The organism is Bacillus sp. DX4.1 (assembly GCF_030348195.1).
Classification (GTDB): Bacteria; Bacillota; Bacilli; order Bacillales; family Bacillaceae_G; genus Bacillus_A.
Genome location: NZ_JAUCFT010000008.1, coordinates 4,284,412 through 4,309,139 on the forward strand (window position 1 = coordinate 4,284,412; position 24,728 = coordinate 4,309,139).

A 24,728-nucleotide genomic window follows, 5' to 3' on the forward strand; every position below is an offset into this window, starting at 1 on the left:
ACATACACGAATCTGTTTGTAAGTGATTCTATTCAAAATCAAGCCAAATACCATTTTACAGTTATACCAGGGTTCTTAACATTCTTGATTGAATCGAATCACTCATTAGAACGATTAAGTTGATTTGCTACAAGTGAAGCGTATGCTTCTGCACCCACTTTCGTTAAATGTACGCCATCTGGTTCAAAGTACGTCTTATTTCCAGCGCTTGCTGAATACCAATCGACTAACGTCACATTTGGGTAAGCTGATGCTACTTCCTTTAATTTTTGATTAACCAATGATTCCCATGGACGTGGTACCCTTGTATTGATTAACACAATTTTACGTTCATTCCCGATCAATTGTATTAGTGATACCAATTGATCATTGGTAAAAGCTCCGTTGGTACCTAATCCAATAATGACACGATTGCCTAAATTCCCCTCACTCTTCATTTTCTCTACCGCAGTAATTGCTTGAGACATTTGTCGACCAATCTCTGCATCAATCTTAATATTAGGAAAAGTATTTTTCAAATATGGAGCAATGTCAATCATAATTGAATCACCAATGGCCGTAACGGTTAGAGGCTCTTCAGGCTTTGAAGAAACGGCTTCTTTTTCTTCTTTATTTTGAGGTGGTTCCTCTCTTACTACAGTTGGATGTTTAGGCTGCTCTTGTTGCACCGTTTCCGCTGTATCTTTCTTCGGATTATTCTTTGCCTGGCTAGCCGTTGTTAAACCAAAAGCAGCTATCGCAGAAATTAATAGTGCACTTACTAAAGCTAGCTTACCACCTAATACTAAATTTCTTATTCTCCAGTTCTTGAAACTAACATTCTTCAGTGCCCCTTGACGTATTGGATTTTCAATAAACTTCCACGAAATTTGTGCAACAAATATAATAAGTACAAATTGCAAAATCGCCCTCGTAAGCTGAAATTCACCCGTACTTACTTGCGGGCTCGTCAATGTAATAATCGGATAATGCCAAAGATATATTCCATAAGATCGTACACCCATCCACCGTAAAGGTCTAAAGTTTAGAACTTTAGCGATTCGGCTTGTAGGATGAGCAAGATTTGCTACTAACAAGGCAGTCGCAACCGATAAAAGGACCATTCCTCCTCGGTATAGAAAAGGATCATACTGATTCGTCTTCCAAAACATAATGAGAATGACGATTAAAGCAATCCCGCCTATAATATCCAAAACGAGACGTGCTGGCGGCAAAATTCTATGAGCAAGCCTTCTGCTCGGCCAAATTAAAGCCAGTGCTGCGCCAATAAGTAATGAAAAAGCCCTTGTATCAGTACCGTAATAAATTCTACTCGGATCAGCCCCTGGTTCATACATGATTCCCATTGCTAACGCTGAGGCAATTGCTCCTAGAAGAATGAATAAAATGATGCGCGACTGCTTTTTTATGTAACGGAATGCTAGGCTAATCATAAACGGCCAGATTACATAAAACTGTTCTTCAACAGCTAACGACCAAAAATGATTCAGCGGAGAAAGTTGGCTAAAGCTATCAAAGTATGATACTTTATGGTAAATATACCACCAGTTACTGAAATATAATAAAGCTGCGAGTGAATCTCCACGCATCTTTCCTAGCAAAGAACTATGGAAAATTGTAATCCATGCCAAGACCACTATGAGCATAACAAGCATTCCAGGAAGTAATCGCTTTGCTCTACTGAGCCAAAACTTCTTCAAATCAATTTTCTCACTTCGTATCCATTCAGCAGCAAGAATATCCGTAATTAAATAACCAGAAAGCACAAAAAATACAGTAACACCTAGAAATCCCCCAGGCATCCAATTAAAATTGATATGATACAAAATAACACCTAGTATAGCTAGGCCTCTTAGACTATCTAATCCAACCATATAGCGGCTATTTTTTTTTATTGGTGTGGGCATTCACAGTCCCCTCCATATCTATCCAAAAATTCAGAAAAATACCTACAATATAAGATTCTATCAATCGTTTCTTTCTGTTTTACACCTAAAAAGTATAAAATAAATGCAAAATGAAAAAGTTACAAACATATTACAAAACGCACCAACAAAAATACTTATTTTTTTACGATTACATACGCAATATATAGAATTTTATCATGTCCTCCGGTATCATAGAATAGTTTGTATGAATAAACTTTCTCTTGTAATGACTTCCTACTCATCGAAGTAAAAAAAAGGATGCCCTAAAAGCTTTACTTTTAGGACATCCTCTTTTCTTATTAACCAACACTGTGAACCTGACCAATTTGTCCAATTACTGCCCGTTAATGCGGGATAAAAAGAAATTGTAATACTTTAAAACCTACTATTTAATTTTTTGAGAGTTGTCCCTATCTCAATTTACTTCTTTAAAGCTATCTTTCGAACTTCCATCTTCTTTTAGATGACTATGTTTTATCGAATAAGTAAAATATACGAATACCCCGATTGCTAACCAAATCCCAAAATAGATCCACGTTTGTAACGGCAAGTTAACCATTAAGAATAGACAACATGCGATTGAAATAATCGGTAAGATTGGTACAAGTGGAACCATAAATCCACGTTGTATGCCCCTTTTACTGAGAAGAGCTAAGAGGTTTTCTCTCTTAGCTCTTCTTATATTCTATGAAACTATTACGCAACTTTATTTTTATATCAACACTGTTTTCAATGTTATTTTACTTCATTGGCAAAGAAATGTTCGCACACATTTGAAATACGTTGTAAATCAACATTTCCTCCTGATACAACCGCTACTACTTTTTTACCTTTTATATATTTATCAACTTTACCTGCGAGTAGGGCTGCTGTAGCTAATGCTCCTGCACCTTCTACAACTGCTTTACCACGTTGTAGTAAATCTTTCATGGACAATTCTAATTCTTCTTCTGATACAGTTACAATATCATCAACTAATTCTTTAACAATCTCAAAAGTTAAACTTCCCGGAACTTTAACTGCACATCCATCTGCCATAGTTGGTGCCACATAATGATCTACTATTTTATTCGCATCGTAAGAAGCTTTCATTCCGTGAACATTATCCGCTTGAACACCAATTATATTAATAGCAGAATTAAATGATTTAAGTGCAACAGCTACACCTGAAATAAGTCCGCCGCCGCCAATTGGAACAATTACAGTATCAACATCCCACATGTCATCAAGAATATCTAAACCAATTGTTCCTTGACCTGCCATTACATCGACGTCATCATATGGGTGTAAGAATGTTTCTCCAGTCTCTTTTGTAATTTTCTCACATCTAGCTTTTGCATCGTCGAAAGTGTCACCATATAAAATGACTTCTGAACCATAACCTTCTGTGGCATCAACTTTTGCTTTTGGTGCAGAAGTTGGCATAACAATTTTACTTTTGATACCAAGTAAATGTGAAGATAGTGCAACACCTTGTGCATGGTTACCAGCTGAACAAGCAATAACACCACGTGCTTTTTCTTCATCTGTTAAATGTGAAATTTTATTAAATGCACCACGAAATTTAAAGGAACCCGTTAATTGCATATTTTCTAATTTCAAATGGATTTCTCCACCCGTTTTACTAGTTAAATAAAAGGATTTAACTAAAGGCGTTTTACGAACATTTCCATCAAGAACTTGTTTGGCTTTTTTGATATCAACAATATGTAATGGCAATGTTTTGTTAATCATATTAACACTTCCTTCAATTGCTTATAATCTAGCCCTAACGTTTTTCCTAAATTTTCATAGGTAATAGTTCCCTTATAGATGTTTATACCATATGCTAATGCTGGTTTATTTTTAATTGTATCTTCTAAGCCATCTTTAGCAATTGCTAATAAATATTCAATATTTCCATTTGCTAACGCCATAGTAGCAGTACGTGGGGTGGCTCCAGGCATATTTGGTACGGCATAATGTAGTACATCATGTTTAATAAATACAGGATCATTATGTGTTGTATAGTGATCAACTGTTTCTACTGTACCACCTTGGTCAATTGCAATATCAACTATGATACTTCCAGGTTTCATTGATTGAACCATATATTCTTTAACAATTTTTGGTGGCTTAGAACCTGGTATTAAGATTGTTGAAATGAATAAGTCTGCTTCTTTTATATACTTCTCTAAATTTTCAGTATTAGATTCAAAAACCTTAACTGGAGCATTGGTATATTTATCTTTTAAATACTCAATTTGTTTTTTGTTTAGTTCTAAAATAGTTACATAGCAACCAATTCCAATAGCCATATCACACGCATTAATCGCAGCATTACCCCCACCTAAAATCACAACATTACCAGCAGGTATACCATCTATTCCTGATAATAAAATCCCTTCTCCTTGATGTTGCTTTTCCAAATAGTAAGCTCCCATAAATACTGCACGACGACCAGCAATTGCACTCATAGGTTTTAATAGAGTTAAAACACCATTTTCGCTAATTGTTTCTCCTGCAATTGCAGTAGTTCCCGCTTTTTTCATTGCTTCAACGCATTCTTTTGAAGCTGCTAAATGTAAAAATCCCCATACAATTAAATCTTTTTTAAAATACTTATACTCTTCAGCTAGTGGTTCTTTAACTTTTACCACCATATCAACATCCCAAGCTTGATCTTGGTTTACTAAACGTGCACCTGCACCTATGTATTCATCATTTGTATAACCGGATCCTACACCTGCATCTTTTTCTATTAATACTTGATGTCCATCTATAACTAATTTTTGAACATTTTCAGGGGTCATCCCAACACGGGCTTCTCCTTTTTTAATCTCTTTAACTACTCCAATCTTCACATTAACACACCCTTTTGAATTTAATATAAATTACATGGCTTGTTATGTTATTGAAATGAAAGTGATGAAACATATAAATAAAAATATCAAATAGAATAACATAGTTATAGCGATATAATTTATTTTTTCTTATAAGCTATTACACTTACACGATAGCACCACAATAAATAGCATGTCAATAAAATCATGTGAAATATTTCACATGATTTTATTGTTTTATTATTCTTTCAAATCATTAAATTCTAATTATATAAATCTTGTTAATATACACAAAAATATTTTTTTTGTAACTACTTAGATATCTATACAGCGAACTTTTATACGATCAATCATCTGTACTCTATTCATTTTTCAATATACATTGCTTACTAATAATAGACTTCCTGCGATTGATTATTTCGATAATTTAATCTTTATTTTTATTGTTTACTTTTCTGTGTAAAAAAAATATGATGTACGTATAAAATGATTATTCAAATATAACAACAAATTAGGGCTCTATACTGAATCACCTTAATTAATGTAAACATTCTCATACAATGTTTCATTAAATGTCTTTTCTATTTTTATTTATGTGAAACACTTCACATAATGTATGTGGATTTCTAAAACGGAAATTAAAAAATGATCTTTTAATCGAGGAGGGATTCTTTTGTCACAGCAACAACTAAAAAAAGAGATTGGCTTCTTTTCAGCTTTGATGACTGTTATTGGTACAGTTATCGGCGCAGGTGTATTCTTTAAACCAACTGCATTATATGGCGTAACAGGATCTGGAAGCTTAGGATTACTTGCATGGATAATAGGAGGCATCATGACTGTTTGCGCTGGATTAACTGCGGCTGAACTCTCTGCAGCTATTCCAAAAACAGGTGGAATGATGGCGTATTTAAAACGGACTTATGGTGATTTAATTGCCTTTCTACTAGGATGGGCACAAACTGTAATCTATTTTCCAGCAAACATTGCTGCACTTGCCATTATTTTCGGTACACAAGCAGTTAGCTTATTCGGATTAGATGCGAGTGAGAATAAAATGCTGATTATTGGTATCGCTGTTTTTACTGCAACTTTTGTAACACTCATGAATTTTTTGGGGGCTAAAGCTGCCGGAGGAATTCAGGTCGTTTCTACAATATGCAAATTATTCCCTTTAGCTCTTCTCATTATTTTTGGATTACTACACAAAAGTGATGTAACTTTTCAATTATTCCCAATAGAAGCAGGACCAGATAAATCATTCATCTCTGCCCTTGGCTCTGGCTTACTTGCAACAATGTTTGCGTATGATGGATGGATTCATGTTGGTAATATCGCTGGAGAAATGAAAAATCCTAAAAAAGACTTACCTAAAGCGATTGTTTTAGGCTTATCAACTGTTACGGTCGTTTACTTACTAATCAATATCGCATTCCTAATGGTCATGTCTGCAGGAGCACTTGCAGGAACTGATACACCAGCATCTGAAGTAGCAACAATTATTTTCGGCTCAATTGGCGGAAAACTAGTTACAATCGGTATCTTAATTTCAGTATTCGGGACTATTAATGGCTATATCATGACTGGTATGCGTATTCCTTATGCAATGGCAATAGAAAACAAATTACCTTTCAGCAACTGGTTCGCTAAATTATCTAAAAATAGCCGCATTCCTTATAACTGCGGGATTTTTATCTTATTGGTCTCTGCAATTATGATGCTTATAGGCGGATTTAATACATTAACAGATATGTTGGTATTTGTTATATGGATATTCTATACACTGACATTTCTAGCTGTATTCATTTTACGGAAGAGAGAGCCAGAACTTAAGCGTCCTTACAAAGTACCACTATACCCATTTATCCCGATCATCGCTATTTTAAGCGGATTATTCATCGTTATTAATACGCTATTCACGCAAACCTTATTAGCATCATGTGGAATAGGACTAACTCTCTTAGGTCTTCCCATTTACTTTGCAATGCGTAGTAAACACATTAAAACGGAAGACAATGATTAGTTTTTTAGTAATCCTGTTACTCAGATTAAGCAGTTAATCTAAGTAACATTCTAGAGTTTTTTCTCCGCGAAACGAATATGCTATATAATTTTCACAAAAATCAAAGCATTGTTAAACGAAATTTCAAAAATATGTAACAAAATCCTTTAATTGTATATGTTATACTGAGCATGTAGTGATTCTAATTGTGTCCAAGTAGAATTATTTATTCTAACAATCTCTCACTACATGTTAAATACTTATTACTAGGGAAACAAAAAGTCATTCTAATTAGAATGACTTTTTGTTTTTTCCATTTAAACTGTGAATAAAAACTCATCTCTTTACATGAGCACTAGAAAACTTGTAAGTACCAAAATTTCAATGAAAGGGCTAAAAATAAGTATTTCTAGTACATGCCGCTTCGCCTCTTCTTTTATCCATTCCTCAATCAAATCTTTAACTGTATCCATCTTTTTCTTTAATAATATAAATGAAATCCCTATTTCTTCATTACCTTCTCTAATATACGATTTTTCAGTAACCATTCTTCAAACTTTGCACTTCCAAATTCCCAGCTTAAATCATGGACAGGTATGGAACACACGTGATATCCCGAATAATCGTCCATATATGCATCTTCCTGTACTCGTATTGGCTGAATCCCGTAAAAAGCAAAGTTAAAAAAGACATCCCACACATCTTCGCTCTTTCTCTTATAAGCAACCGATTCCACATCATACTCCTCTCCAAAATAGTCGAGATGTAAATGCATGTTATCATCATATTCATATTTCATCTCAATCACCCCTTATATTTGTACTTCTATTTCTCCCAAAAAATCCCTCCTCTGTCCACTCACATCTGGGCACTTACCTACATATCATGGCAGTAGATCCATTTCTAGGAGGTGTCTGATATTGAAAAAATGTATAGCTGTTTTTTGTATACTTGTCCTTACCGTTTTTACATTTGTGGCGTGTAATAAAAAAGATGATACAGAGCAGACGCAAAAGATTCGCGTCGGTGAAGTCACGCATTCTCTCTTCTATGCACCGCTATATGTCGGCATGGAAAAGGGCTTCTTTAAAGAGGAAGGGCTAGACATTGACCTGCAAACGACGGCTGGCGGCGATAAAACGATGACTGCACTGTTATCAGGCGGGATTGATGTCGCACTTGTCGGTTCCGAAACATCTATTTATGTTCATCAACAAGGAGCAAAGGATCCAATTATTAACTTTGCACAGCTCACACAAACAGATGGCACATTTCTTGTCTCACGCAAAAAATTAGACTCCTTTAATTGGAACGATATAAAAGGTGTTACATTCCTTGGCCAAAGAAAAGGCGGTATGCCGCAAATGGTCGGTGAATACGTTCTGAAAAAAAATGGTATTGATCCGCACAAAGATACAAATTTAGTACAAAACATTGAGTTTGCAAATATTGCAAATGCCTTCGCATCTGGTACAGGGGAATTTGTACAGCTCTTTGAACCGACAGCAAGCATTTTTGAAAAAGAAGGAAAGGGCTACATCGTTGCTTCTTTTGGCGCTGAGTCTGGAACTGTCCCGTACACAACCTTTATGGCAAAACAAAGTTTCTTAAAGAAAGACAAAGTGGCTGCTGAGAAGTTCACGCGTGCATTATACAAAGCACAGCAATGGGTCGATACACATAGCCCTGAAGAAATCGCAACAGCTGTTACACCACTGTTTAAAGATACTTCAAAAGATATTACCGTAAAAGTAATTGAGCGTTACAAAAAACAGCATTCCTATGCGACAAATCCATTATTAGACGCGGAAGAATGGAAACAGTTGCAAAAGATTATGAAGGAAGCTGGCGAATTACAAAAAGAAGCCCCACACGAGGCGCTCGTTAATACAAAAATTGCCGAGAGCGTTATTAAGAAATAGAGGCGAATCCTATGAGTTTTTTACAGATTGCTAACGTTTTCCATTGCTTTTTTGCAAAAGAAAATGCTCGTCTCGTTTTAGAAGATATTAATTTACACGTAGAAGAGGGCGAGTTTATTTCTTTTCTTGGCCCAAGCGGCTGCGGAAAAACAACGCTCCTTTCTATTATTGCAGGTTTAGTAAAACCCATTGAAGGCATCGTCCTTCTTGATGAGGAGCCGATTATAAAATCCACGTCTTCCATGGGCTATATGCTACAGCAAGATTATTTGTTCCCCTGGAAAACGATTGAAGAAAATATTATGCTTGGACTTCACATTACAAAAACATATCAGTCCGACGCGAAAAATCATACATTGCAGCTCTTACAACAAGTTGGCTTACAAGGGGTAGAAAAACAATATCCACGAGAATTATCTGGCGGCATGCGTCAGCGGGCAGCACTCGTTCGTACACTCGCAACGAATCCGAAAATACTTTTACTTGACGAACCGTTTTCAGCACTTGACTATCAAACGAAATTAAAATTAGAGGAACTCGTTTTCTCTCTATTACAAACATATAAGAAAACATCCCTTCTCGTAACACATGATATTGAAGAGGCGATTGCCATGAGCGACCGCATTTATTTACTGCAAGCAAACCCTGGAAAAATCGCACAAACCTTTACCGTACCGGATAGCATTCGTTCCTTGTCACCGTTAGAATCACGGCAGCATCCTGACTTTCCCGCTCTCTTTCAAGTCATATGGAAGGAGCTTGAACGCCTTGGTTAATATAAAAGCATTACATGAACAGTTTCGAAAAAAAGAACGGCAGCGCACTTGGATGGCTGTAACTTTACAGTTATTGCTTATGATCCTCTTCTTTACCTTATGGGAAATTGCAAGTAAACAAGAGTGGATTGATCCCCTTCTCTTCAGCTCTCCATCAAGTATTTGGGAATTATTTTTGAGTAAATGGAGCGATGGATCACTTTTGGTTCACATGTGGACGACACTGCTTGAAACAAGTGTAGGATTTATACTGGGAACCGCACTCGGCACCTTCATTGCGACAATCCTTTGGTGGTTGCCACTGTTAGCCCGTGTATTAGATCCGTATCTTGTTGTTTTAAATGCGATGCCAAAAGTAGCGCTTGGTCCGATTATTATCGTTATTTTTGGTCCGAACATCTCCTCTTCTATCGCAATGGGCGTTATTATTTCGATTATCGTTACCATTCTTGTCATTTACAGCGCCTTCCAAGAAGTTGATTCAAATTATATAAAAGTAATGGACACATTCGGTGCTAGTAAATGGCAATGTTATCAACAAGTCATTTTACCTTCTTCCTTCCCTGCAATCATTTCAACGCTAAAAGTAAACGTTGGATTATCTTGGGTTGGGGTCATTTTCGGAGAACTTCTTGTTTCAAAGCAAGGGCTTGGTTATTTAATTAGCTACGGATTCCAAGTATTTAACTTTACACTTGTCCTGCTAAGTGTTTTACTCACATGTGTCCTCGCAACGCTCATGTATGTGTTCGTTGAAGGTTTTGAGAAGCTTATAGTGAAGACGAGAAAAAGAAGCTGACCCAAAATGTTTGGTCTTACCCCTGTCAAGTAGACAGTAAAAGATTAGATGCCTTTTCATTAAGCAGCCTTAGTTCCAAATTCAGCAGGACTAAGGTTGTTTAATTTTTTTTGGAATCGTTTGTTATTGTAATACCTCATATATCTTCTAATGGCTTTGAAAACTTGCTCTTTTTCATGAAACTCATTTCTGTAAAAACATTCTGTCTTAAAATGACTAAAAAAACTCTCTACACATGCATTATCATAACAATTGCCCTTCCTAGACATACTTACATTCATTTTGTATTTTTTAAGTAATAGGTTGTATTTTTTGGACGTGTATTGATACCCTTGATCGCTATGTAATACTGTTCCGTGGACATTTCTTTTTCTTAAGGCCTTATTCACTGTGTCTATAACTAATTTTAAATTGTTGCTTTCGCTTACTTGGTAGGCTACAATTTCGTTATTATAAAGATCCATTATCACTGAAAGATACATACGCTTACCGTTAAAAGTGAGATAGGTTATATCTGTAACCCATTTTTCATTTGGCTTGCTGGCTGAAAATTCCCTGTTTAAACGATTTTTTGATACGACACATTGTTCTTTTAAGCCAAAATGCCTCCACTTTTTCTTTCGAATCTTAGCTTGTATCCCCATTTTCTTCATTAAACGGTACACTCTTTTATGATTTATCTGTAAACCACAATACTTTTTGAGCCATGTACAAACTCTTGGATAACCAAAACTACCATTTATATCTGGATCTAGTTCGCATTCCACTATTTTGGACATAATAAATTGGTCTTCCTTCATCTTTTCAGAGGGATTAGTTCTTCTTTTTTCCCATTTGTAATATCCACTTCTTGAGACCCCCGCAATTTCACAAAGAAACACAATTGGAAAGCTATGCTTTAATGTATGAATGATCTCGTATTCTATTGATTTGTCTCTTTTGACCTCATCTCCTTTTTCGCAGCTAAGAGCTTTTTTAAGTATGCATTTTCTACTTCTAATCGTTCTATTCTATCATCATGACTTGTTTTTATTGAACTTGCATTTGTTTGTCTAGATCTCCCTCGTTTTTCTTGTAGGCCAAGAATACCCTCACTATTGTAGTTTTTAATCCATCTGTCTATAACTGAATATGTAACTCCTAATTCCCTTCCAATTAATTTACTACCCATTCCTCTATGTAAGTACATTTCAATAGCTTTCATTTTAAAATCAATCGAAAAAGTTCTTCTAATTTTCCCCATAAAAAAATCCCCTCCATAATAAACAGTACAGTAACTTTCTTTCAACTGTCTACTATGAGGGGATAATACCAGTTTTTTTGAGTCAGCTCTTTTTCTTTATTATATTTCTTTTACTTCCTTGGAAATTTTATATAAGCCAGTTAACACTTCTGCTCGCATTTTTACAAGCTCAGGAAACTGATAGAAGAACGCCATCTTTTTATATTTTAACTCTTCGCCCTCTTTCACTTGCTTTGAATCTTGTAAAATGAACGCTGTAAATGTATCAGCAATATCCTCTGCTACATTGGTTGTTCCATATTCCGAAACGAATTGATCATGCTTTTCTTCAAAAAATTGTATTTGTGCTTCTAAATTTGTTTCAATCTGTTTCTCTTGCCATTCTTTTTCGATTTGTTTCCAAAACGATTCATGAAATTTATTTATGTAGGAATCCGCCTTCGTACAACCTTCTTGCAAGAAAAGATTTTTACATTTTTCTTTATAAGAGGAAATATCTTTATCTTCTTCGAATGCTTGTAAATACTTTTTATCTACCGGAATGTGCGCATCATTTAACGTTAACACGTGAGCCGTTTCATGAATTAACGTCTTCATCACTTCCTCTATATTCACACCTGAATCAAGCGTATCTAAACTTAATACCCAGTCCTTTGGTTCTTCTGGGTTTTGTGCCACATGAGCAACCATACCATCATATCCATCTGTTACAATAGCAAACTCTTTCATACTTTCTCGATATTTAGCGGGTATGAGTGTACGATAGATCTCCCATAATGTTCCATGATAATCCATATCTTCATGCTGTGTGACAACTTCATCCTTTGCTTCTTTATCCTCAGCAAATACTTTATTTAAACGCTTCTTATCTAGCTTTTCAAAATAAGGATCTGTTATTTCTTCATTATCAATGTAATAAGATGCTAGAAAGAAATAACTTTCAACGTCATCTTTCTTTTGTTCTATCATTTTAATTTCTTCTATACTTTCTATATCCTCTACAGGTTCTTCCAGCTTAGAAATGCCTTCCATCTTTTTATTTATTTTTTGAACCATTTCATCGCCAATCCTAGTGCACTCTTCTTGGTTTTTACATATTTCTTTTTCCTCTGCGACATCTACCGCTTTGCTACAACCTGCGATGAAATAAACTCCCATGAGAAAACATAATAGTTTTACATAAAACTTCCCCATATAGACCTCCCTCATTCCATTCTTATTAGATATCATAATCATTCTTTTGAAAATATGCGATAATTATTTGAAAGGGTTTACTATTTTTTAGGAGGCTGTAATATGCTACGTGCGGTACTATATAAATACAAATTAAAAAACCGACATAAAGCCCTTCTTTTTAGGTGGGAAAGAGCATCCGGCCATGCATAGAAGCGGTCAGTTCCTTTTCCTGCCCAGACATAGTGAAAACAAAGAGAGAAAACGAGTGCAGGTCACCTTTTGTTATCCATAGCCGTGGCTTATATGTTGAAAAATCAAAATGAATTTATATATTTGATTTAGATGGAACATTACTAGATCGACGTCGTTCTTTGCAATATTTTATAAGTCAGCAATATGATCGTTATGCTCAGCTCATTCAAGAATATAGTATTACAAAATTTCTTAGACAAAACAAAAAGAACTCGGCTCCTTTACTTCGTAAAACAGCCGAGTTCTTCTATATGTTTCATTGTACGTGCTAATACGTCATCACGCATGATAAAACTAAATTTTCTATCAGTTTTGATATTATTCGGGATATCTTTTAATAAAACAGATCCCTTCGTTTCTTCGTAGTGCGTATGTGCTTCTACTGCACGAATTGTTGCGAAATAAATATTTTTAATGATTATTTTGTCTTTTCCAGATACTTTATATTGCCCTATGTAAGTTAAATCAGAAACAATTCCGCCGGTTTCTTCATGAACTTCTCGAACTGCCGCTTCTTCCGGTGTTTCCCCAATTTCTACTTTGCCACCTGGAAATTCAAGACCGCGACGTAAATGATGCGTTAATAACCATTGATCCCCGTACCGGCATACAACCCAAACATGCTTTGGCTCAGGAGAAAATGGGTAACGTTCAAACGATAATTGTACAGTGTTGTGGTAATAATCTTTAAATGTATACATGCCATTACTCCCCTATTGATGGTTACAAGTTTTTTCTTACCACAAATTGTAGCACATTCTGGCTTGTATGCATAATGTTATACGATTACAATCCATTGATTATTCCCATTTGCGCGACTAATTCTTTCGTTTCGTGATCCCCTAGATCATAAATAAGCTTATATGCTTTTTGTAATTGTTCATCATACCGATCGTTATTGGAATCATGATGATACTCGACAAATGGCACATGCGAGCGCACAAAAGAACCAAGATCTTCGCGATATGCTTGATCAAAATATTCACGTAGCTCGATAATCTCTTCATCTGTCGCTTGAATGGCAAAGTTATACGTATCTGCCGTTTTCACCTGTGAAATCTCGCCGTTCCCTACCGATATATAGTAGGTTTTCTTATCCATATAACGTCCCTTCTTTCATCATTTTACTTTCTATTGTTTTCAACAATTACAAAATTATGTAAATCATCGTTCTGTTTCATGATAAAATGAAGAAAAGGTGATTTCAGAATGATCAAAATATTAATCATCGCGGTTATTATCGTTGTAATCATATTAGTACTCTCTGTGCTTACGATTAATAAAGGCTACTCGTAAATTCATAGGCATTGCCTGTTTCTTTGTTTCTGGGCTTTGTTTGTACGTATCTATAGTAGAATTTCTTCGCTAAATAAAAAAACTGCCCTTTCACAGGCAGTTTCTCTATTTATTAACCAAACACTTTCTCAAGTTTATCTTTATCCTGGCTTAACCAGAAATTCATCAAGCGCTTTGCTCCTTCTAAATCATGAAGCTTCGCTTGACCACACTGCGTTTCATTTGCAGCTGGAATTTCTGTAATTTGTACCGCATCTTTTAGTGTAAGTTCCAATAAATCAATTACTTCACGAACTGTTGGCGTACCACTAACAACAAGATAATATCCTGTTTGGCAACCCATTGGTGAAATATCAATAATATCAAAATGTGGATAGCGATCAATATATTTACGTAAATTAAATGCTAATAAATGCTCTAATGTATGAATAACATCCGGTTTCATCGCTTGTTTATTTGGCTGACAGAAACGAATATCAAATTTATTTACAATACCGTCACTACCCACTTTATGAACACCACAATGTCTTACATAAGGTGCTTTTACAATCGTATGATCTAATTCAAAGCTTTCTACTGATGGCATAATCATCTCTCCCGCTTTCATTTTAATTCCGTTATATCCAATATGATATAACGGAATTCGCAAATAGTAAAGCATTATGTACAGTCATGCTATAATACTAGAAGAATATGCTGAAAAGGAGATCGTTATGAAACAGATTTTTATTGGTATCATACGCTTTTATCAAAAGTTCATTTCCCCGATGACACCACCAACATGTCGCTTTCATCCATCATGTTCTCAATATGGACTAGAATCATTTCAAAAACATGGTGCACTAAAAGGCTTTTGGCTGACAATAAAGCGCATTTTAAAATGTCATCCTTTTCATCCAGGAGGCTTTGATCCCGTCCCGGACAAAAAGGAAAAAGAAAACTAAGCTTCGTATCCATTCACAACAAGGTCTAATTTACCTGTATCAGGATGAATTACAAGACCATGTACAGGAACATCTGTCGGAAGTAGCGGATGGTTACGAAGTACAGAAACGCTGTGCTCTACACTTTCTTCTACACTAGAAAACCCTTGTAAAAATCTCTCTAAACTGATCCCAGAATAACGAAGTATATCTAATTTCTCTTCTGTCACGCCGCGTTCTTTCATTTTTTCAATTGTACTGCTCGCCTGAATTTTTGTCATCCCACAATCATGGTGACCAACAACACATACTTCATCTGCACCAAGCTCATACACGGCAACTAAAATACTACGCATAATACTTCCAAATGGATGTGAAATAACAGCGCCTGCTACTTTAATAATTTTCACATCACCATTACGCATATTCATTGCTTTTGGTAATAATTCAACAAGGCGTGTATCCATGCAAGAGATGATAACCATTTTTTTGTTTGGGTATTTCCCAGTTTCATACTCTTCATATTTTTTTTCTTCAACAAATTTTTCATTGTACTGCAAAATTTCTTCTAATGACTTCATAGTAAAAAGACCCTCTTTTCTCTCATTTAGACTACATACTAAGTGTATCAAAATCTAAAAAATCCCAAAAGTATATTACTTTATTGTAAATATATGATTTTTTCAGATAACCGACATAATTCTTTCAAAATATACACACACCTCTGTAACAACTCCCCTCCACTTTGTTCATCTTCTCACTATAAACTATATGTAGATAATGTTAAAAAGGAGTGAATCTTTATTATGTCCGACGTTCTGTTACTGAGTCGTTTTCAATTTGCAATTACTATCTTCTATCATTTCTTGTTTGTACCGTTAACAATCGGACTTGTTATTTTAGTAGCGTGTATGGAAACACAATATGCACGTACATTAAATCCAACGTATCGGAAAATGGCAAATTTCTGGGGTAAGCTATTTACGATTAACTTCGTCATGGGGATTATAACCGGGATTACGATGGAGTTCCAATTCGGAACAAACTGGTCTGAGTACTCGAAATATATGGGAGATATTTTCGGATCACCACTCGCAATAGAAGCACTTGTTGCTTTCTTCTTAGAATCTACCTTTATGGGAATTTGGTTATTCGGTAAAGATAAAATCTCACCAAAGTTCCGTGCTTTTTGTATGTGGATGGTCGCACTTGGAACCAATATTTCCGCTCTTTGGATTATTACAGCAAACGGCTTTATGCAAAACCCTGTTGGCTACGTGATACGTAACAACCGTGCTGAATTAAATGATTTTTGGGCACTTGTAACAAACCCATATGCATGGCATATGTTCTTCCATACAGTTGTTGGGTGCTATATTGTTGGAGCATTCTTCGTTATGGCGATTAGTGCCTATCATTTGTTACGCAAAAATAACGTGGAATTCTTTAAGAAATCCTTTAAATTCGGATTAATCTTAGGGTTATTAGCAGCAACTGCAACACCTTTCATCGGTCACCAATCCGGTGCTTTCGCTGCCAAAATGCAACCTGCAAAAGGTGCAGCAATGGAAGCAGTTTGGGAAACTGGAAAAGGCCAAGGTTTCTCAATCATTCAAATTCCTGATGTGAAAACCGAGAAAAACTTCGAACTTTTCACAATTCCAAAACTCGGCAGCTTCTTCTATACAAACTCATTTGATGGAGAAATTGTCGGTTTGAAAGATATTCCGAAAGAAGATCGTCCAAACGTAAATCTTGTTTATTACAGCTTCCGTTTAATGGTCGCACTTGGCGTATTCTTCATGGCACTAACATGGTTTGGTTTCTATTTAAACCGTAAAGGAAAACTAGAAAACTCAAAACGATTCTTAAAAATTACAATGTGGTCTGTCTTACTTCCATATATAGCAATTAATGCTGGTTGGATTGTTGCAGAAGCAGGGCGTCAACCATGGACAGTATACAAATTGATGCGTACCGCTGAATCTGTCTCACCAATTTCAGTACCACAAATTTGGTTCTCGTTAATTAGCTTAATATTATTCTACACATTGCTCTTAATCGCCGATGTATACCTCATGCTGAAGTTCGCGAAAAAAGGACCAACGGCATTAGAAGAATCTAATCAAGGGGGTGCAGCTCATGTCTCATGATATGCTTGCAGTCATTTGGTTCGGTTTATGGGGCGTGATTTGGACAGTTTATTTTATTCTCGATGGCTACGCACTCGGTAACGGAATGATTTTCCCGTTCGTTACAAAAGATCGTAAAGAACGCAATCAAATGCAAGAAGCGATCGGACCGTTCTGGGGTGGCAATGAAGTATGGTTAATTACAGCAGGCGGTGCAACATTTGCCGCTTTCCCTATCACATATGCAAATATGTTTAGTTACTTATATACACCATTATTTTTAGTACTATTAGCTCTTTTCGCTCGTGCAGCAGGACTTGAATTTATGCATAAAGATGATTCACCAATTTGGCAGAGTGTTTGTAAATGGGTATATGCAATTGGTAGCTTCTTAATTGCTTTCCTATTCGGTGTTACATTTGCAAATCTATACTATGGACTGCAAATCGGGAAAGACGGCTATGAAGGAACATTATTTAGTTTATTAAATCATTACGGCATTTTAGGTGGGCTCTTCTTCACGGCAATCTTTGTCGTATCTGGTGCACTTTGGGTCATGATTAAAACGTCTGGCGAAGTATCAGATCGTGCTTATAAAATTGCAAAACCATTTTCGATGGTATCGGCAATTATTTTAGCAATATTCTACGTTGCAACTGCAAATCGTACAAACTTATTCCAAAACTTTACGGAATATCCTGTACTATTCATTCTTCCGCTACTAGCAATGTTAATGAGTGTCCTAACAATCATTATGATTTTAAAACACAAAATTGGTTTCGCATTCACATTTGTTTGTCTAACAATCGCAATGTTTATGACAACTGGTTTTGCAGGCATGTTCCCAAGAATGTTGCCATCACGCATTAACGATGCCTATAGCACAACTTTATATCAAGCAGCCGGCAGTGAATTAAACTTAAAAATTATGTTCTTCGTCGCGATGGTAATGGTACCAATCGTTATCGGATATCAGCTATGGAGCTACACAATCTTTAAAGAAAAAATTCATAAGGATTCTGCGAAAGGGTATCACTAAAATACAAAAAAGACACTCGGAATGAGTGTCTTTTTTGCCTACATGTATGATTACCTCTATAAATCCATTTTGATTTTTCGACATATAAGCCGCGGCTATGGATAACAAAAGGTGACCTGCACTCGTTTCCTCTCTTTGTTTTCACTTGGCACGGGGCAGGAAAAGGATCTGACCGCTTCTATGTATGGCCGGATGCTCTCTCCCACCTAAAAAGAAGGGCTTTATGTCGGTTTTTTAATTTGTATTTATATCTATGCAATTTCACCTATATAACTTATAGCGTAGATTGTATTACTTGATCATACATATCATTATCATATACATCTGTAGTACTAATTCCATTAAAGGCTTTCAAAGTAAATCCCACATTAGATGATCCAGAACCATTATATGATTTCGTGTGTTCTATTGGGTGTACATTGTATTTATCACCTAGATTGATTGTTCCATTGCAGTTTTCTATAATCACACCATCGATAACAGCAGGCATCGTATCACTCACTTTCATTATGTTATTTTTCATTTTATGAAGAATGCCTAAAAAAATAGCATGTTTAGAAAAAAAAAGACACTCCAAAGAGTGCCCTTCCCTAACTTAAACCACTTTACTTTTAATATATCGCTTTGAATATATTTTACCACTTCTATATATATTGTTTATTGAGAAAATTTAAAACATTTATTTTTCTAACTATATTTTTTTTGGATAATGTAATATACAATAAAGTGAAACTTTGATCTATAACAATTATATAAAAATTGAGGTGTTTACAAAAGTTATGTTTTTTGGAGTTATTACACTTATTTTACTTATTATTTTTCTATTCTTTTATTTAAGAGATCCTCGAAGTTTAATAATCGGATTTTTATTTAACTTATTCTTTTGCTCATCCCTTATCCTTGTCCTTTATTTAGGTTTCAGTTCAAATAATGCGATATTTAGAGTTATTGCAATTATACCATTTATAATCATTTTCTTGATATTAACCTTTGGCGTATTTGCATTAATGGTTGGACTATTTCTTAATGCAAGAATTCTAATGCGAAAAGAAGGACGACGTTTTTCTAACTGTTTAACTTTGATTGCTGGGCTAGGCATTTTATGCACTATACTATTCTCACTATTGGATCCAACTCGATTTTTATCTCCCCATTTCCAGCCGATTTTTGCAGGAGTATCTTTCATTATTGTATATTTCTTTTTCCACTTATCAACTTTCTTAACAGCTTATTTTCTGTATCAATTTAACAGACCGAGACGTAACCAAGATTTCATTATCGTTCTTGGCAGTGGATTAATCAATGATAAAGTGCCACCACTTTTAGCAAGCAGAATTAATAAAGCTATCGATTTCTATTGGAAACAAGCAGTTGTCGCTTCTCCGCCTACAATCATTTTCTCCGGTGGACAAGGACCAGATGAGAATCTTCCTGAAGCAGAGGCAATGCAAATGTATGCTGTTGAAAAAGGCATCCCTATTGAACATACAATACAAGAAAATCGTTCTGTAAATACGTATCAAAACATGCTCTTCTCAAAACAAATCATGGATTCGTTAAAAGACAAGTATAGAAGTATCTTTACAACGAACAATTTCCATCTTTTCCGTGCTGGCTTATATGCAAAACAAGCTGGCCTCAATAGCCAAGGAATCGCATCAAAAACCGCTTTCTATTACTGGCCAAATGCAATGATTCGAGAGTATATTGCGATCGTTGTTATGAGCCGTAAGCGTCATACTAAGGTCGTAGGAGTTGTTTTAGGATTCTCTGTAATCATAACGGCTATTAGCTTTTTAGTTAGCTAACTTAAATCAGAAAAGCCTTCCTCTCTTGAGGAAGGCTTTCTGATTTATCATATTAACTTATTTCTCTTTTTGACTCATCCAATTTCTATAATAACCCTAAAGTAATTTCCTTATTAATCTGTTCGAAAGTTTGAATCGCTTTTTCATATTCTTTTTCTTCCAGATGCATAAGAAAATCTGTCATCAGACCAAGTAGTTCACTTTCATATGGTTTTCGTTTCATATATGTAAGTTCTACAGAACCTAGTAGTTTCTTTTCTTGTATATCTTGCATCACTTGCATAATCGTTTTATTTTCAGCTGGAGACAGTAATAATTCATGTATGTTCCACAAAGTATTATGAAATTTTTCGGCATCATCATTCTCTAAAGCATTTGGAAGTTCTCTCACGCATTTTCTTAAGTTGACTATGTCAAAGCTTTTCTTACTTTTAATAACTTTTTCAATGGAAAGTTTAAAAAATAACAAACGAATTTCTAAAAATTTAATGATATCTTCAAATGAAAATTTTGTTTTTGCGACAGTTATCCCACAATGACTTTAATGTTTTAGAAATCCTTCTGATGTTAAACGAGACAGGGCATTACGAATCGGTGTTCTACTCATATTTAACTCTTTTCTAATCTAGCTTCAGTTAAACGAAGTCCCTCCTCATATTGTAGCTTTTAAATAAAGTTTAACCGTTTAAAAAATGACTAACTTGAGCATTAAGCTTGCGAAATGAATAACAAAATAACCTGCTCCCTGTATTTTGGGATGGCAGGTTATTTTGTTTTTTGTATTGATATGAGTAAATTAAGGGTTTCTTAAGAATCTATTAAGAAATAAGTGAGTTTTAGGAGCTAGAATAAATTTATCTTAACAGTGAGAGGAAGATTAATATGACTAATTTTGTAGAAAGTACTTATGCAACTTCGAAAACAGAAGTTTCTGTTACAGCTCCCTACAATACAAATCAAATAGCCGAATGGTTGGCAGAGCATGCAAAGCCTTTAAAAACAACTAATCCAACTGCATCTCTTAATGATTTAAAACCACTTAAGAATATGGTAGGATCAGCTTCAATCGTAGGTTTAGGTGAAGCTACGCATGGGGCTCATGAAGTTTTTACAATGAAACACCGCATTGTTAATTATTTAGTATCTGAAAAGGGCTTTACCAACTTAGTTTTAGAAGAGGGATGGGACAGAGCTTTGGAACTTGATCGTTATGTTCTTACTGGTAAAGGGAACCCAAGCCAACATCTATCACCTGAATTTAACACGAAAGAAATAGTAAATCTATTTAATTGGATACAACAATATAATGCTGATCCAAAACATAAATCTAAAGTGCGTGTCATTGGGATGGATATACAATCAGTAAACGAAAATGTTTATAATAATATAACAGAATATGTAAAAAGAAACAATCCAGATCTTGTGCCTAGTGTAGAAGAGAAGATAAAAGGCCTTATTCCTGTAACAAAGGATATTAATATCTTTGGCAGCCTTACGAAAGAAAATAAAGAAAAATATATTTCAGATGCTAAACAAATCAGTGCTTTATTAGAACAAAATAAAAGTAATCTAAATAGAAAATCCAAAGAGTTCGCATGGATAAAACAAAATGCCCGTATTATTGAGCAGTTTACTACAATGTTAGCGTCATTTCCTGATAAACCGTCAGATCTTTTTTTGAAACATGATATTGCAATGTATGAAAATGCGAAGTGGACAGAAGAACATTTAGGAAAAACAATTGTATGGGGACATAATGGACACGTTTCGAAAACAAATATGATACCTTTTATATACCCTAAAGTAGCTGGGCAACATTTAGCAGAACATTATGGAAAACGGTATATATCTATTGGAACATCTGTTTATGAAGGACGATATAATGTATATAATAGTAACCGTGAATTTGGCCCATATGGAACATTAAAATCAGATGATCCAAACAGTTATAACTACATCTTTGGACAAGTCAAAAAAGACCAATTTTTTATTGATTTACGTAAGGCAAACGGAGTGACAAAAACTTGGTTAAACGAACAACATCCAATTTTTCCTGGAATAACTACCGAAGGCCCTGACATACCAACAACTGTTGATATATCATTAGGTAAATCGTTTGACATACTTGTTCAAATTCAAAAAGTGAGTCCATCTCAACTACATCAATAAATCTGTAATAATGTGGCTCAACGAGGTGTAGTATTGATAGTAGTGTAAGTGACAGTAGAGTTGTTTAAAAATGTCAGTCATGTTATTCCATTAAAGAGCCATTTAATGGAATAACAGTCACAGAGATGATCAATCATTTTTATAAAAAAATGATTCAATTGAATATATTAAAAGCGTGTTTTGATCAATCTTTTTTTCAAAACACGCTTTTTCTATTTGCTCTTTTATCAACGTTTGTAGAGTTAGTTTAATCAAACTTTATTTCAAGGCTACACATATTTACCATCTATAATTTTATTGTTAACTTAGCTACGTCTAAATCATAAAGGAAATTCTTATAATACATTTTCCAAATCTGGTTCAACATAAGTTTGCTTATAACTTTAGCTTTCACGTATGATTATCGTAATAATAAAGTAAGGAATGAAGCTAATTTTATTATGAAAATAAAAAAACAAAAATCTAAAGGAGTATGGAAAAAAAGAATTTTTATATCTATCCTAATTGTTCTCGGATTGGTTCTTGCGGGAGTAAGTTATTGGAATTTTTCACCCGTTCCAAAGGCATTTCTGATTAAAAAAGCATTTGAAGAGGGAATGTTTGCTCAATCTGATAACTATGACAATGCCTTAAAAGAAACAAAAACTGTTAAGGATATCGATTATAATTCTAAATTTCCAGATGGCACATTAGACATCGTTTATCCGAAAAATCATACAGAAAAAACACCTGTTATTTTTTGGGTACATGGAGATGGATTTGTAGGTGGAGATAAATCACAAATCACTGGGTATGCAGTGGAATTAGCTGCTCGTGGTTATACAGTCGTGAATATAAACTATGCTCTTGCTCCTAAAAAAGAATATCCTACTCCAGTATTCCAACTTGGTGAGGCTTATGAATATATAAAAGAGAATGAAGAGAAATATAAAGTCAACTACCCACCACTTAAACGCTAACGCGTTTTGAAGTGGGGGCTTGTAAAAAGCCCTGGTTGTCTAGCCTCAGCCTTTTGTAGACTACGTTCGTAGGTTGCATACCCAAGAATAATTCCCTAGTTCTTGGCTCTATGGTGGCTCTGTAACAGTTCTGGTTGGGAAGGAACGGTCAACCACAAGCCTTCTTTCATAAGAAGTTGCTAACACCTACAAACATTGGCGAAGGGAAACAAACTCTTAGGAGGGACAAAACATGCGTGTATTTGTCAAGAATTTACGAGGAGAACCGCTCATGCCTTGCAGTACTCGTAAGGCACGGCTTCTTCTCAAACAAGGAAAAGCTAAGATTATGGGTTACACACCGTTTACCATTCAATTGCAATATGCGACTGGTGAAATAGTACAACCTGTTACAATCGGTTTCGATAGCGGTGCAAAATATGTGGGGATCGCAATTACAACAGAGGAAAAAGTACTAGTGAAAGGAACCATTGAATTACGTCAGGATGTGAAAGAGAACCTTACTCTTAGAGCCACATTACGTAGAAGCCGAAGACAACGTAAAACCCGTTACCGAAAAGCGCGCTTTCTCAATCGAAAAAAGAAAGATGGCTGGCTTCCACCATCGATTCAAAGTCGAACCGATAACATCATTCATTGGATTGAGACATTCAAATCGCTATTACCTTCACCAAAAGTCATTGTAGAAGTCGGCAAGTTTGATGTACAAAAACTAAAGAACCCTGATATACAAGGGAAAGCGTATCAACAAGGAGACGCATTTGGCTTTTGGAATACAAGATACTATGTGTTTGCGAGAGACCATTATACATGTCAAATCTGTAAGAAAAAAGGTGGCATTTTGCACACGCACCATATAATTGAGCGGCGTAATGGCGGTTCAGATATGGCAGATAACCTCATGACAGTACATGAAGATTGCCATGAAAAATTCCACCAAGGGAAAATCAAGTACGTTTTTAAGAAACCAAAACAGTATAAAGAGACAGCCTTTATGAATATTTTGCGGCTTCAAATTATGAAGCGCTTAGATTGTGAGATTACGTATGGTAGTTACACAACACCGAAGCGAAAAGAATTAGACTTATCTAAAACACACTATAATGATGCCATTGCGATTACTAATCCGAAACAATTACGAGAATATCAGCAAAGTGGTGAATTTCGCATCAAGCAATTTAGAAAGAAAAAACGGTCATTACATGAAGCAACTGCAAGAAAAGGAAGAAAAACGAAAAATAGAACAGCGAAAAGAAATAATAAAAATACACCGTATGTAGGCACAATGTATCTAGGTGATAAGGTGAAAGCGTTTGGACAAATAGGATTCGTGACAGGATTTACAGGGAAGATGGTGTATGTGCAAGATTTGGACGGCCATTATATACAAAATCCTGTTAAATCTTATAAACAAGTGAATATATCGGATATTAAATGTATGCACCACAATCATAATTGGTTATTCTTACAAGTCAGTTAGGC

The 24,728-nt window shown here is 35.2% G+C and carries 23 protein-coding genes and 4 pseudogenes; 13 read left to right on the forward strand and 14 right to left on the reverse strand.

Features of this window, described 5'->3' with window-relative positions; all coding sequences use genetic code 11:
* Positions 1-98 precede the first annotated feature (98 nt).
* The 4 genes and pseudogenes from QUF99_RS24815 to ald all read right to left on the reverse strand — a co-directional run bounded on the left by QUF99_RS24815 (position 99) and on the right by ald (position 4,771).
* On the reverse strand, positions 99-1,907 hold the full coding sequence (locus QUF99_RS24815; protein ID WP_289373671.1) for an acyltransferase family protein: 1,809 nt from the start codon (positions 1,905-1,907) through the stop codon (positions 99-101).
* 436 nt (positions 1,908-2,343) lie between these two features.
* Positions 2,344-2,559: pseudogene (locus tag QUF99_RS24820) on the reverse strand (amino acid permease C-terminal domain-containing protein); the annotation flags it as partial.
* A gap of 104 nt (positions 2,560-2,663) precedes the next feature.
* The gene (gene tdcB, locus QUF99_RS24825) at positions 2,664-3,662 is read right to left on the reverse strand and encodes a bifunctional threonine ammonia-lyase/L-serine ammonia-lyase TdcB (protein WP_289373672.1); all 999 of its coding nucleotides are present in this window, start codon (positions 3,660-3,662) and stop codon (positions 2,664-2,666) included.
* Positions 3,659-4,771, reverse strand: coding sequence for an alanine dehydrogenase (gene ald / locus QUF99_RS24830; protein WP_289373674.1), 1,113 nt, complete (start codon positions 4,769-4,771; stop codon positions 3,659-3,661). Before ald ends, tdcB begins: the two co-directional genes overlap by 4 nt.
* Before the next feature lie 652 nt (positions 4,772-5,423).
* Here ald and QUF99_RS24835 point away from each other — a divergent pair.
* Complete coding sequence (locus QUF99_RS24835; RefSeq protein ID WP_289373676.1) at positions 5,424-6,773, forward strand: APC family permease; 1,350 nt, start codon at positions 5,424-5,426, stop codon at positions 6,771-6,773.
* 481 nt (positions 6,774-7,254) lie between these two features.
* Here the strand turns inward: QUF99_RS24835 and QUF99_RS24840 are convergent, their stop codons facing one another.
* Positions 7,255-7,551, reverse strand: a complete 297-nt coding sequence (locus QUF99_RS24840; protein ID WP_289373678.1) for a DUF3986 family protein — start codon at positions 7,549-7,551, stop codon at positions 7,255-7,257.
* 121 nt (positions 7,552-7,672) lie between these two features.
* Between QUF99_RS24840 and QUF99_RS24845 the strand changes: the two genes are divergently transcribed.
* The 3 genes from QUF99_RS24845 to QUF99_RS24855 are packed head-to-tail and all read left to right on the forward strand — an operon-like array spanning position 7,673 to position 10,249.
* Positions 7,673-8,674 (forward strand): ABC transporter substrate-binding protein, encoded by a 1,002-nt coding sequence (locus QUF99_RS24845; RefSeq protein WP_289373679.1) that lies wholly within the window; start codon positions 7,673-7,675, stop codon positions 8,672-8,674.
* 11 nt (positions 8,675-8,685) lie between these two features.
* A complete protein-coding gene (locus tag QUF99_RS24850) occupies positions 8,686-9,450 on the forward strand; it encodes an ABC transporter ATP-binding protein (protein WP_289373681.1) in 765 nt (254 codons plus the stop codon).
* A complete protein-coding gene (locus QUF99_RS24855) occupies positions 9,443-10,249 on the forward strand; it encodes an ABC transporter permease (RefSeq protein ID WP_289373683.1) in 807 nt (268 codons plus the stop codon). The genes QUF99_RS24850 and QUF99_RS24855 overlap by 8 nt, the downstream gene beginning before the upstream one ends.
* A gap of 59 nt (positions 10,250-10,308) precedes the next feature.
* Here QUF99_RS24855 and QUF99_RS24860 read toward each other — a convergent pair whose 3' ends face one another.
* The 3 genes from QUF99_RS24860 to QUF99_RS24870 form a co-directional block, all read right to left on the reverse strand.
* A complete protein-coding gene (locus QUF99_RS24860) occupies positions 10,309-11,250 on the reverse strand; it encodes an IS3 family transposase (RefSeq protein WP_353958373.1) in 942 nt (313 codons plus the stop codon).
* A complete protein-coding gene (locus QUF99_RS24865) occupies positions 11,172-11,492 on the reverse strand; it encodes a helix-turn-helix domain-containing protein (RefSeq protein ID WP_289368028.1) in 321 nt (106 codons plus the stop codon). The genes QUF99_RS24860 and QUF99_RS24865 overlap by 79 nt, the downstream gene beginning before the upstream one ends.
* Positions 11,493-11,591: 99 nt before the next feature.
* Entirely contained in the window at positions 11,592-12,686 is a 1,095-nt protein-coding gene (locus tag QUF99_RS24870; protein ID WP_289373684.1) for a recombinase family protein, read from the reverse strand.
* A 305-nt stretch (positions 12,687-12,991) separates the two neighbouring features.
* On the opposite strand from QUF99_RS24870, the pseudogene QUF99_RS28605 reads away from it, so the two are divergent.
* A pseudogene (locus QUF99_RS28605) lies at positions 12,992-13,078 on the forward strand (HAD family hydrolase); the annotation flags it as partial.
* A gap of 63 nt (positions 13,079-13,141) precedes the next feature.
* On the opposite strand, the gene mutTA reads toward QUF99_RS28605, so the two are convergent.
* Positions 13,142-13,621 carry an antimutator 8-oxo-(dGTP/GTP)ase gene (gene mutTA / locus QUF99_RS24875; RefSeq protein WP_286122389.1) on the reverse strand — a complete coding sequence of 160 codons (480 nt, stop codon included), beginning with the start codon at positions 13,619-13,621 and terminating at the stop codon, positions 13,142-13,144.
* Positions 13,622-13,706: 85 nt separating this feature from the next.
* Positions 13,707-14,021 (reverse strand): hydrolase, encoded by a 315-nt coding sequence (locus tag QUF99_RS24880; RefSeq protein WP_289373689.1) that lies wholly within the window; start codon positions 14,019-14,021, stop codon positions 13,707-13,709.
* A gap of 108 nt (positions 14,022-14,129) precedes the next feature.
* On the opposite strand from QUF99_RS24880, the pseudogene ytzI reads away from it, so the two are divergent.
* Positions 14,130-14,213 (forward strand): annotated as a pseudogene (gene ytzI / locus QUF99_RS24885) (YtzI protein); the annotation flags it as partial.
* A 115-nt stretch (positions 14,214-14,328) separates the two neighbouring features.
* Here the strand turns inward: ytzI and luxS are convergent.
* Positions 14,329-14,802, reverse strand: a complete 474-nt coding sequence (gene luxS, locus QUF99_RS24890) for an S-ribosylhomocysteine lyase LuxS (protein WP_289373690.1) — start codon at positions 14,800-14,802, stop codon at positions 14,329-14,331.
* Between the two features lie 127 nt (positions 14,803-14,929).
* On the opposite strand from luxS, the gene yidD reads away from it, so the two are divergent.
* On the forward strand, positions 14,930-15,160 hold the full coding sequence (gene yidD / locus QUF99_RS24895; protein ID WP_289373692.1) for a membrane protein insertion efficiency factor YidD: 231 nt from the start codon (positions 14,930-14,932) through the stop codon (positions 15,158-15,160).
* Here the strand turns inward: yidD and QUF99_RS24900 are convergent.
* Positions 15,157-15,720 (reverse strand): beta-class carbonic anhydrase, encoded by a 564-nt coding sequence (locus QUF99_RS24900; protein WP_289373693.1) that lies wholly within the window; start codon positions 15,718-15,720, stop codon positions 15,157-15,159. The two genes, yidD and QUF99_RS24900, sit on opposite strands and share 4 nt — an antisense overlap.
* Before the next feature lie 225 nt (positions 15,721-15,945).
* On the opposite strand from QUF99_RS24900, the gene cydA reads away from it, so the two are divergent.
* On the forward strand, positions 15,946-17,292 hold the full coding sequence (gene cydA / locus QUF99_RS24905) for a cytochrome ubiquinol oxidase subunit I (RefSeq protein ID WP_289373694.1): 1,347 nt from the start codon (positions 15,946-15,948) through the stop codon (positions 17,290-17,292).
* Complete coding sequence (gene cydB / locus QUF99_RS24910; RefSeq protein ID WP_289373696.1) at positions 17,282-18,310, forward strand: cytochrome d ubiquinol oxidase subunit II; 1,029 nt, start codon at positions 17,282-17,284, stop codon at positions 18,308-18,310. The genes cydA and cydB overlap by 11 nt, the downstream gene beginning before the upstream one ends.
* A 274-nt stretch (positions 18,311-18,584) precedes the next feature.
* Here cydB and QUF99_RS24915 read toward each other — a convergent pair whose 3' ends face one another.
* Positions 18,585-18,818: a spore germination protein gene (locus QUF99_RS24915; RefSeq protein WP_289374761.1), complete on the reverse strand. Its 234-nt coding sequence runs from the start codon at positions 18,816-18,818 to the stop codon at positions 18,585-18,587.
* Between the two features lie 271 nt (positions 18,819-19,089).
* On the opposite strand from QUF99_RS24915, the gene QUF99_RS24920 reads away from it, so the two are divergent.
* The gene (locus tag QUF99_RS24920; protein ID WP_289373698.1) at positions 19,090-20,118 is read left to right on the forward strand and encodes a YdcF family protein; all 1,029 of its coding nucleotides are present in this window, start codon (positions 19,090-19,092) and stop codon (positions 20,116-20,118) included.
* Positions 20,119-20,203: 85 nt separating this feature from the next.
* Here the strand turns inward: QUF99_RS24920 and QUF99_RS24925 are convergent, their stop codons facing one another.
* The gene (locus tag QUF99_RS24925) at positions 20,204-20,587 is read right to left on the reverse strand and encodes an FCD domain-containing protein (RefSeq protein WP_353958414.1); all 384 of its coding nucleotides are present in this window, start codon (positions 20,585-20,587) and stop codon (positions 20,204-20,206) included.
* Positions 20,588-21,000: 413 nt separating this feature from the next.
* Between QUF99_RS24925 and QUF99_RS24930 the strand changes: the two genes are divergently transcribed.
* From QUF99_RS24930 to iscB, 3 genes and pseudogenes are all read left to right on the forward strand, one after another.
* Positions 21,001-22,287, forward strand: a complete 1,287-nt coding sequence (locus tag QUF99_RS24930) for an erythromycin esterase family protein (protein ID WP_289373701.1) — start codon at positions 21,001-21,003, stop codon at positions 22,285-22,287.
* A gap of 440 nt (positions 22,288-22,727) precedes the next feature.
* Positions 22,728-23,225, forward strand: a pseudogene (locus QUF99_RS24935) (alpha/beta hydrolase); the annotation flags it as partial.
* Positions 23,226-23,478: 253 nt separating this feature from the next.
* A complete protein-coding gene (gene iscB, locus QUF99_RS24940) occupies positions 23,479-24,726 on the forward strand; it encodes an RNA-guided endonuclease IscB (protein ID WP_289373702.1) in 1,248 nt (415 codons plus the stop codon).
* The last annotated feature ends 2 nt before the right edge of the window (positions 24,727-24,728 follow it).

Excerpts from the sequence above, each read along its gene's own strand:
- QUF99_RS24815 (WP_289373671.1), bottom strand. The coding sequence starts at position 1,907 with ATGCCCACACCAATAAAAAAAAATAGCCGCTATATGGTTGGATTAGAT.
- tdcB (WP_289373672.1), bottom strand. The coding sequence starts at position 3,662 with ATGATTAACAAAACATTGCCATTACATATTGTTGATATCAAAAAAGCC.
- QUF99_RS24840 (WP_289373678.1), bottom strand. The coding sequence starts at position 7,551 with ATGAAATATGAATATGATGATAACATGCATTTACATCTCGACTATTTT.
- QUF99_RS24850 (WP_289373681.1), top strand. The coding sequence starts at position 8,686 with ATGAGTTTTTTACAGATTGCTAACGTTTTCCATTGCTTTTTTGCAAAA.
- QUF99_RS24865 (WP_289368028.1), bottom strand. The coding sequence starts at position 11,492 with ATGGGGAAAATTAGAAGAACTTTTTCGATTGATTTTAAAATGAAAGCT.
- QUF99_RS24870 (WP_289373684.1), bottom strand. The coding sequence starts at position 12,686 with ATGGGGAAGTTTTATGTAAAACTATTATGTTTTCTCATGGGAGTTTAT.
- mutTA (WP_286122389.1), bottom strand. The coding sequence starts at position 13,621 with ATGTATACATTTAAAGATTATTACCACAACACTGTACAATTATCGTTT.
- QUF99_RS24880 (WP_289373689.1), bottom strand. The coding sequence starts at position 14,021 with ATGGATAAGAAAACCTACTATATATCGGTAGGGAACGGCGAGATTTCA.
- luxS (WP_289373690.1), bottom strand. The coding sequence starts at position 14,802 with ATGCCATCAGTAGAAAGCTTTGAATTAGATCATACGATTGTAAAAGCA.
- yidD (WP_289373692.1), top strand. The coding sequence starts at position 14,930 with ATGAAACAGATTTTTATTGGTATCATACGCTTTTATCAAAAGTTCATT.
- QUF99_RS24900 (WP_289373693.1), bottom strand. The coding sequence starts at position 15,720 with ATGAAGTCATTAGAAGAAATTTTGCAGTACAATGAAAAATTTGTTGAA.
- cydA (WP_289373694.1), top strand. The coding sequence starts at position 15,946 with ATGTCCGACGTTCTGTTACTGAGTCGTTTTCAATTTGCAATTACTATC.
- cydB (WP_289373696.1), top strand. The coding sequence starts at position 17,282 with ATGTCTCATGATATGCTTGCAGTCATTTGGTTCGGTTTATGGGGCGTG.
- QUF99_RS24915 (WP_289374761.1), bottom strand. The coding sequence starts at position 18,818 with ATGAAAGTGAGTGATACGATGCCTGCTGTTATCGATGGTGTGATTATA.
- QUF99_RS24920 (WP_289373698.1), top strand. The coding sequence starts at position 19,090 with ATGTTTTTTGGAGTTATTACACTTATTTTACTTATTATTTTTCTATTC.
- QUF99_RS24930 (WP_289373701.1), top strand. The coding sequence starts at position 21,001 with ATGACTAATTTTGTAGAAAGTACTTATGCAACTTCGAAAACAGAAGTT.
- iscB (WP_289373702.1), top strand. The coding sequence starts at position 23,479 with ATGCGTGTATTTGTCAAGAATTTACGAGGAGAACCGCTCATGCCTTGC.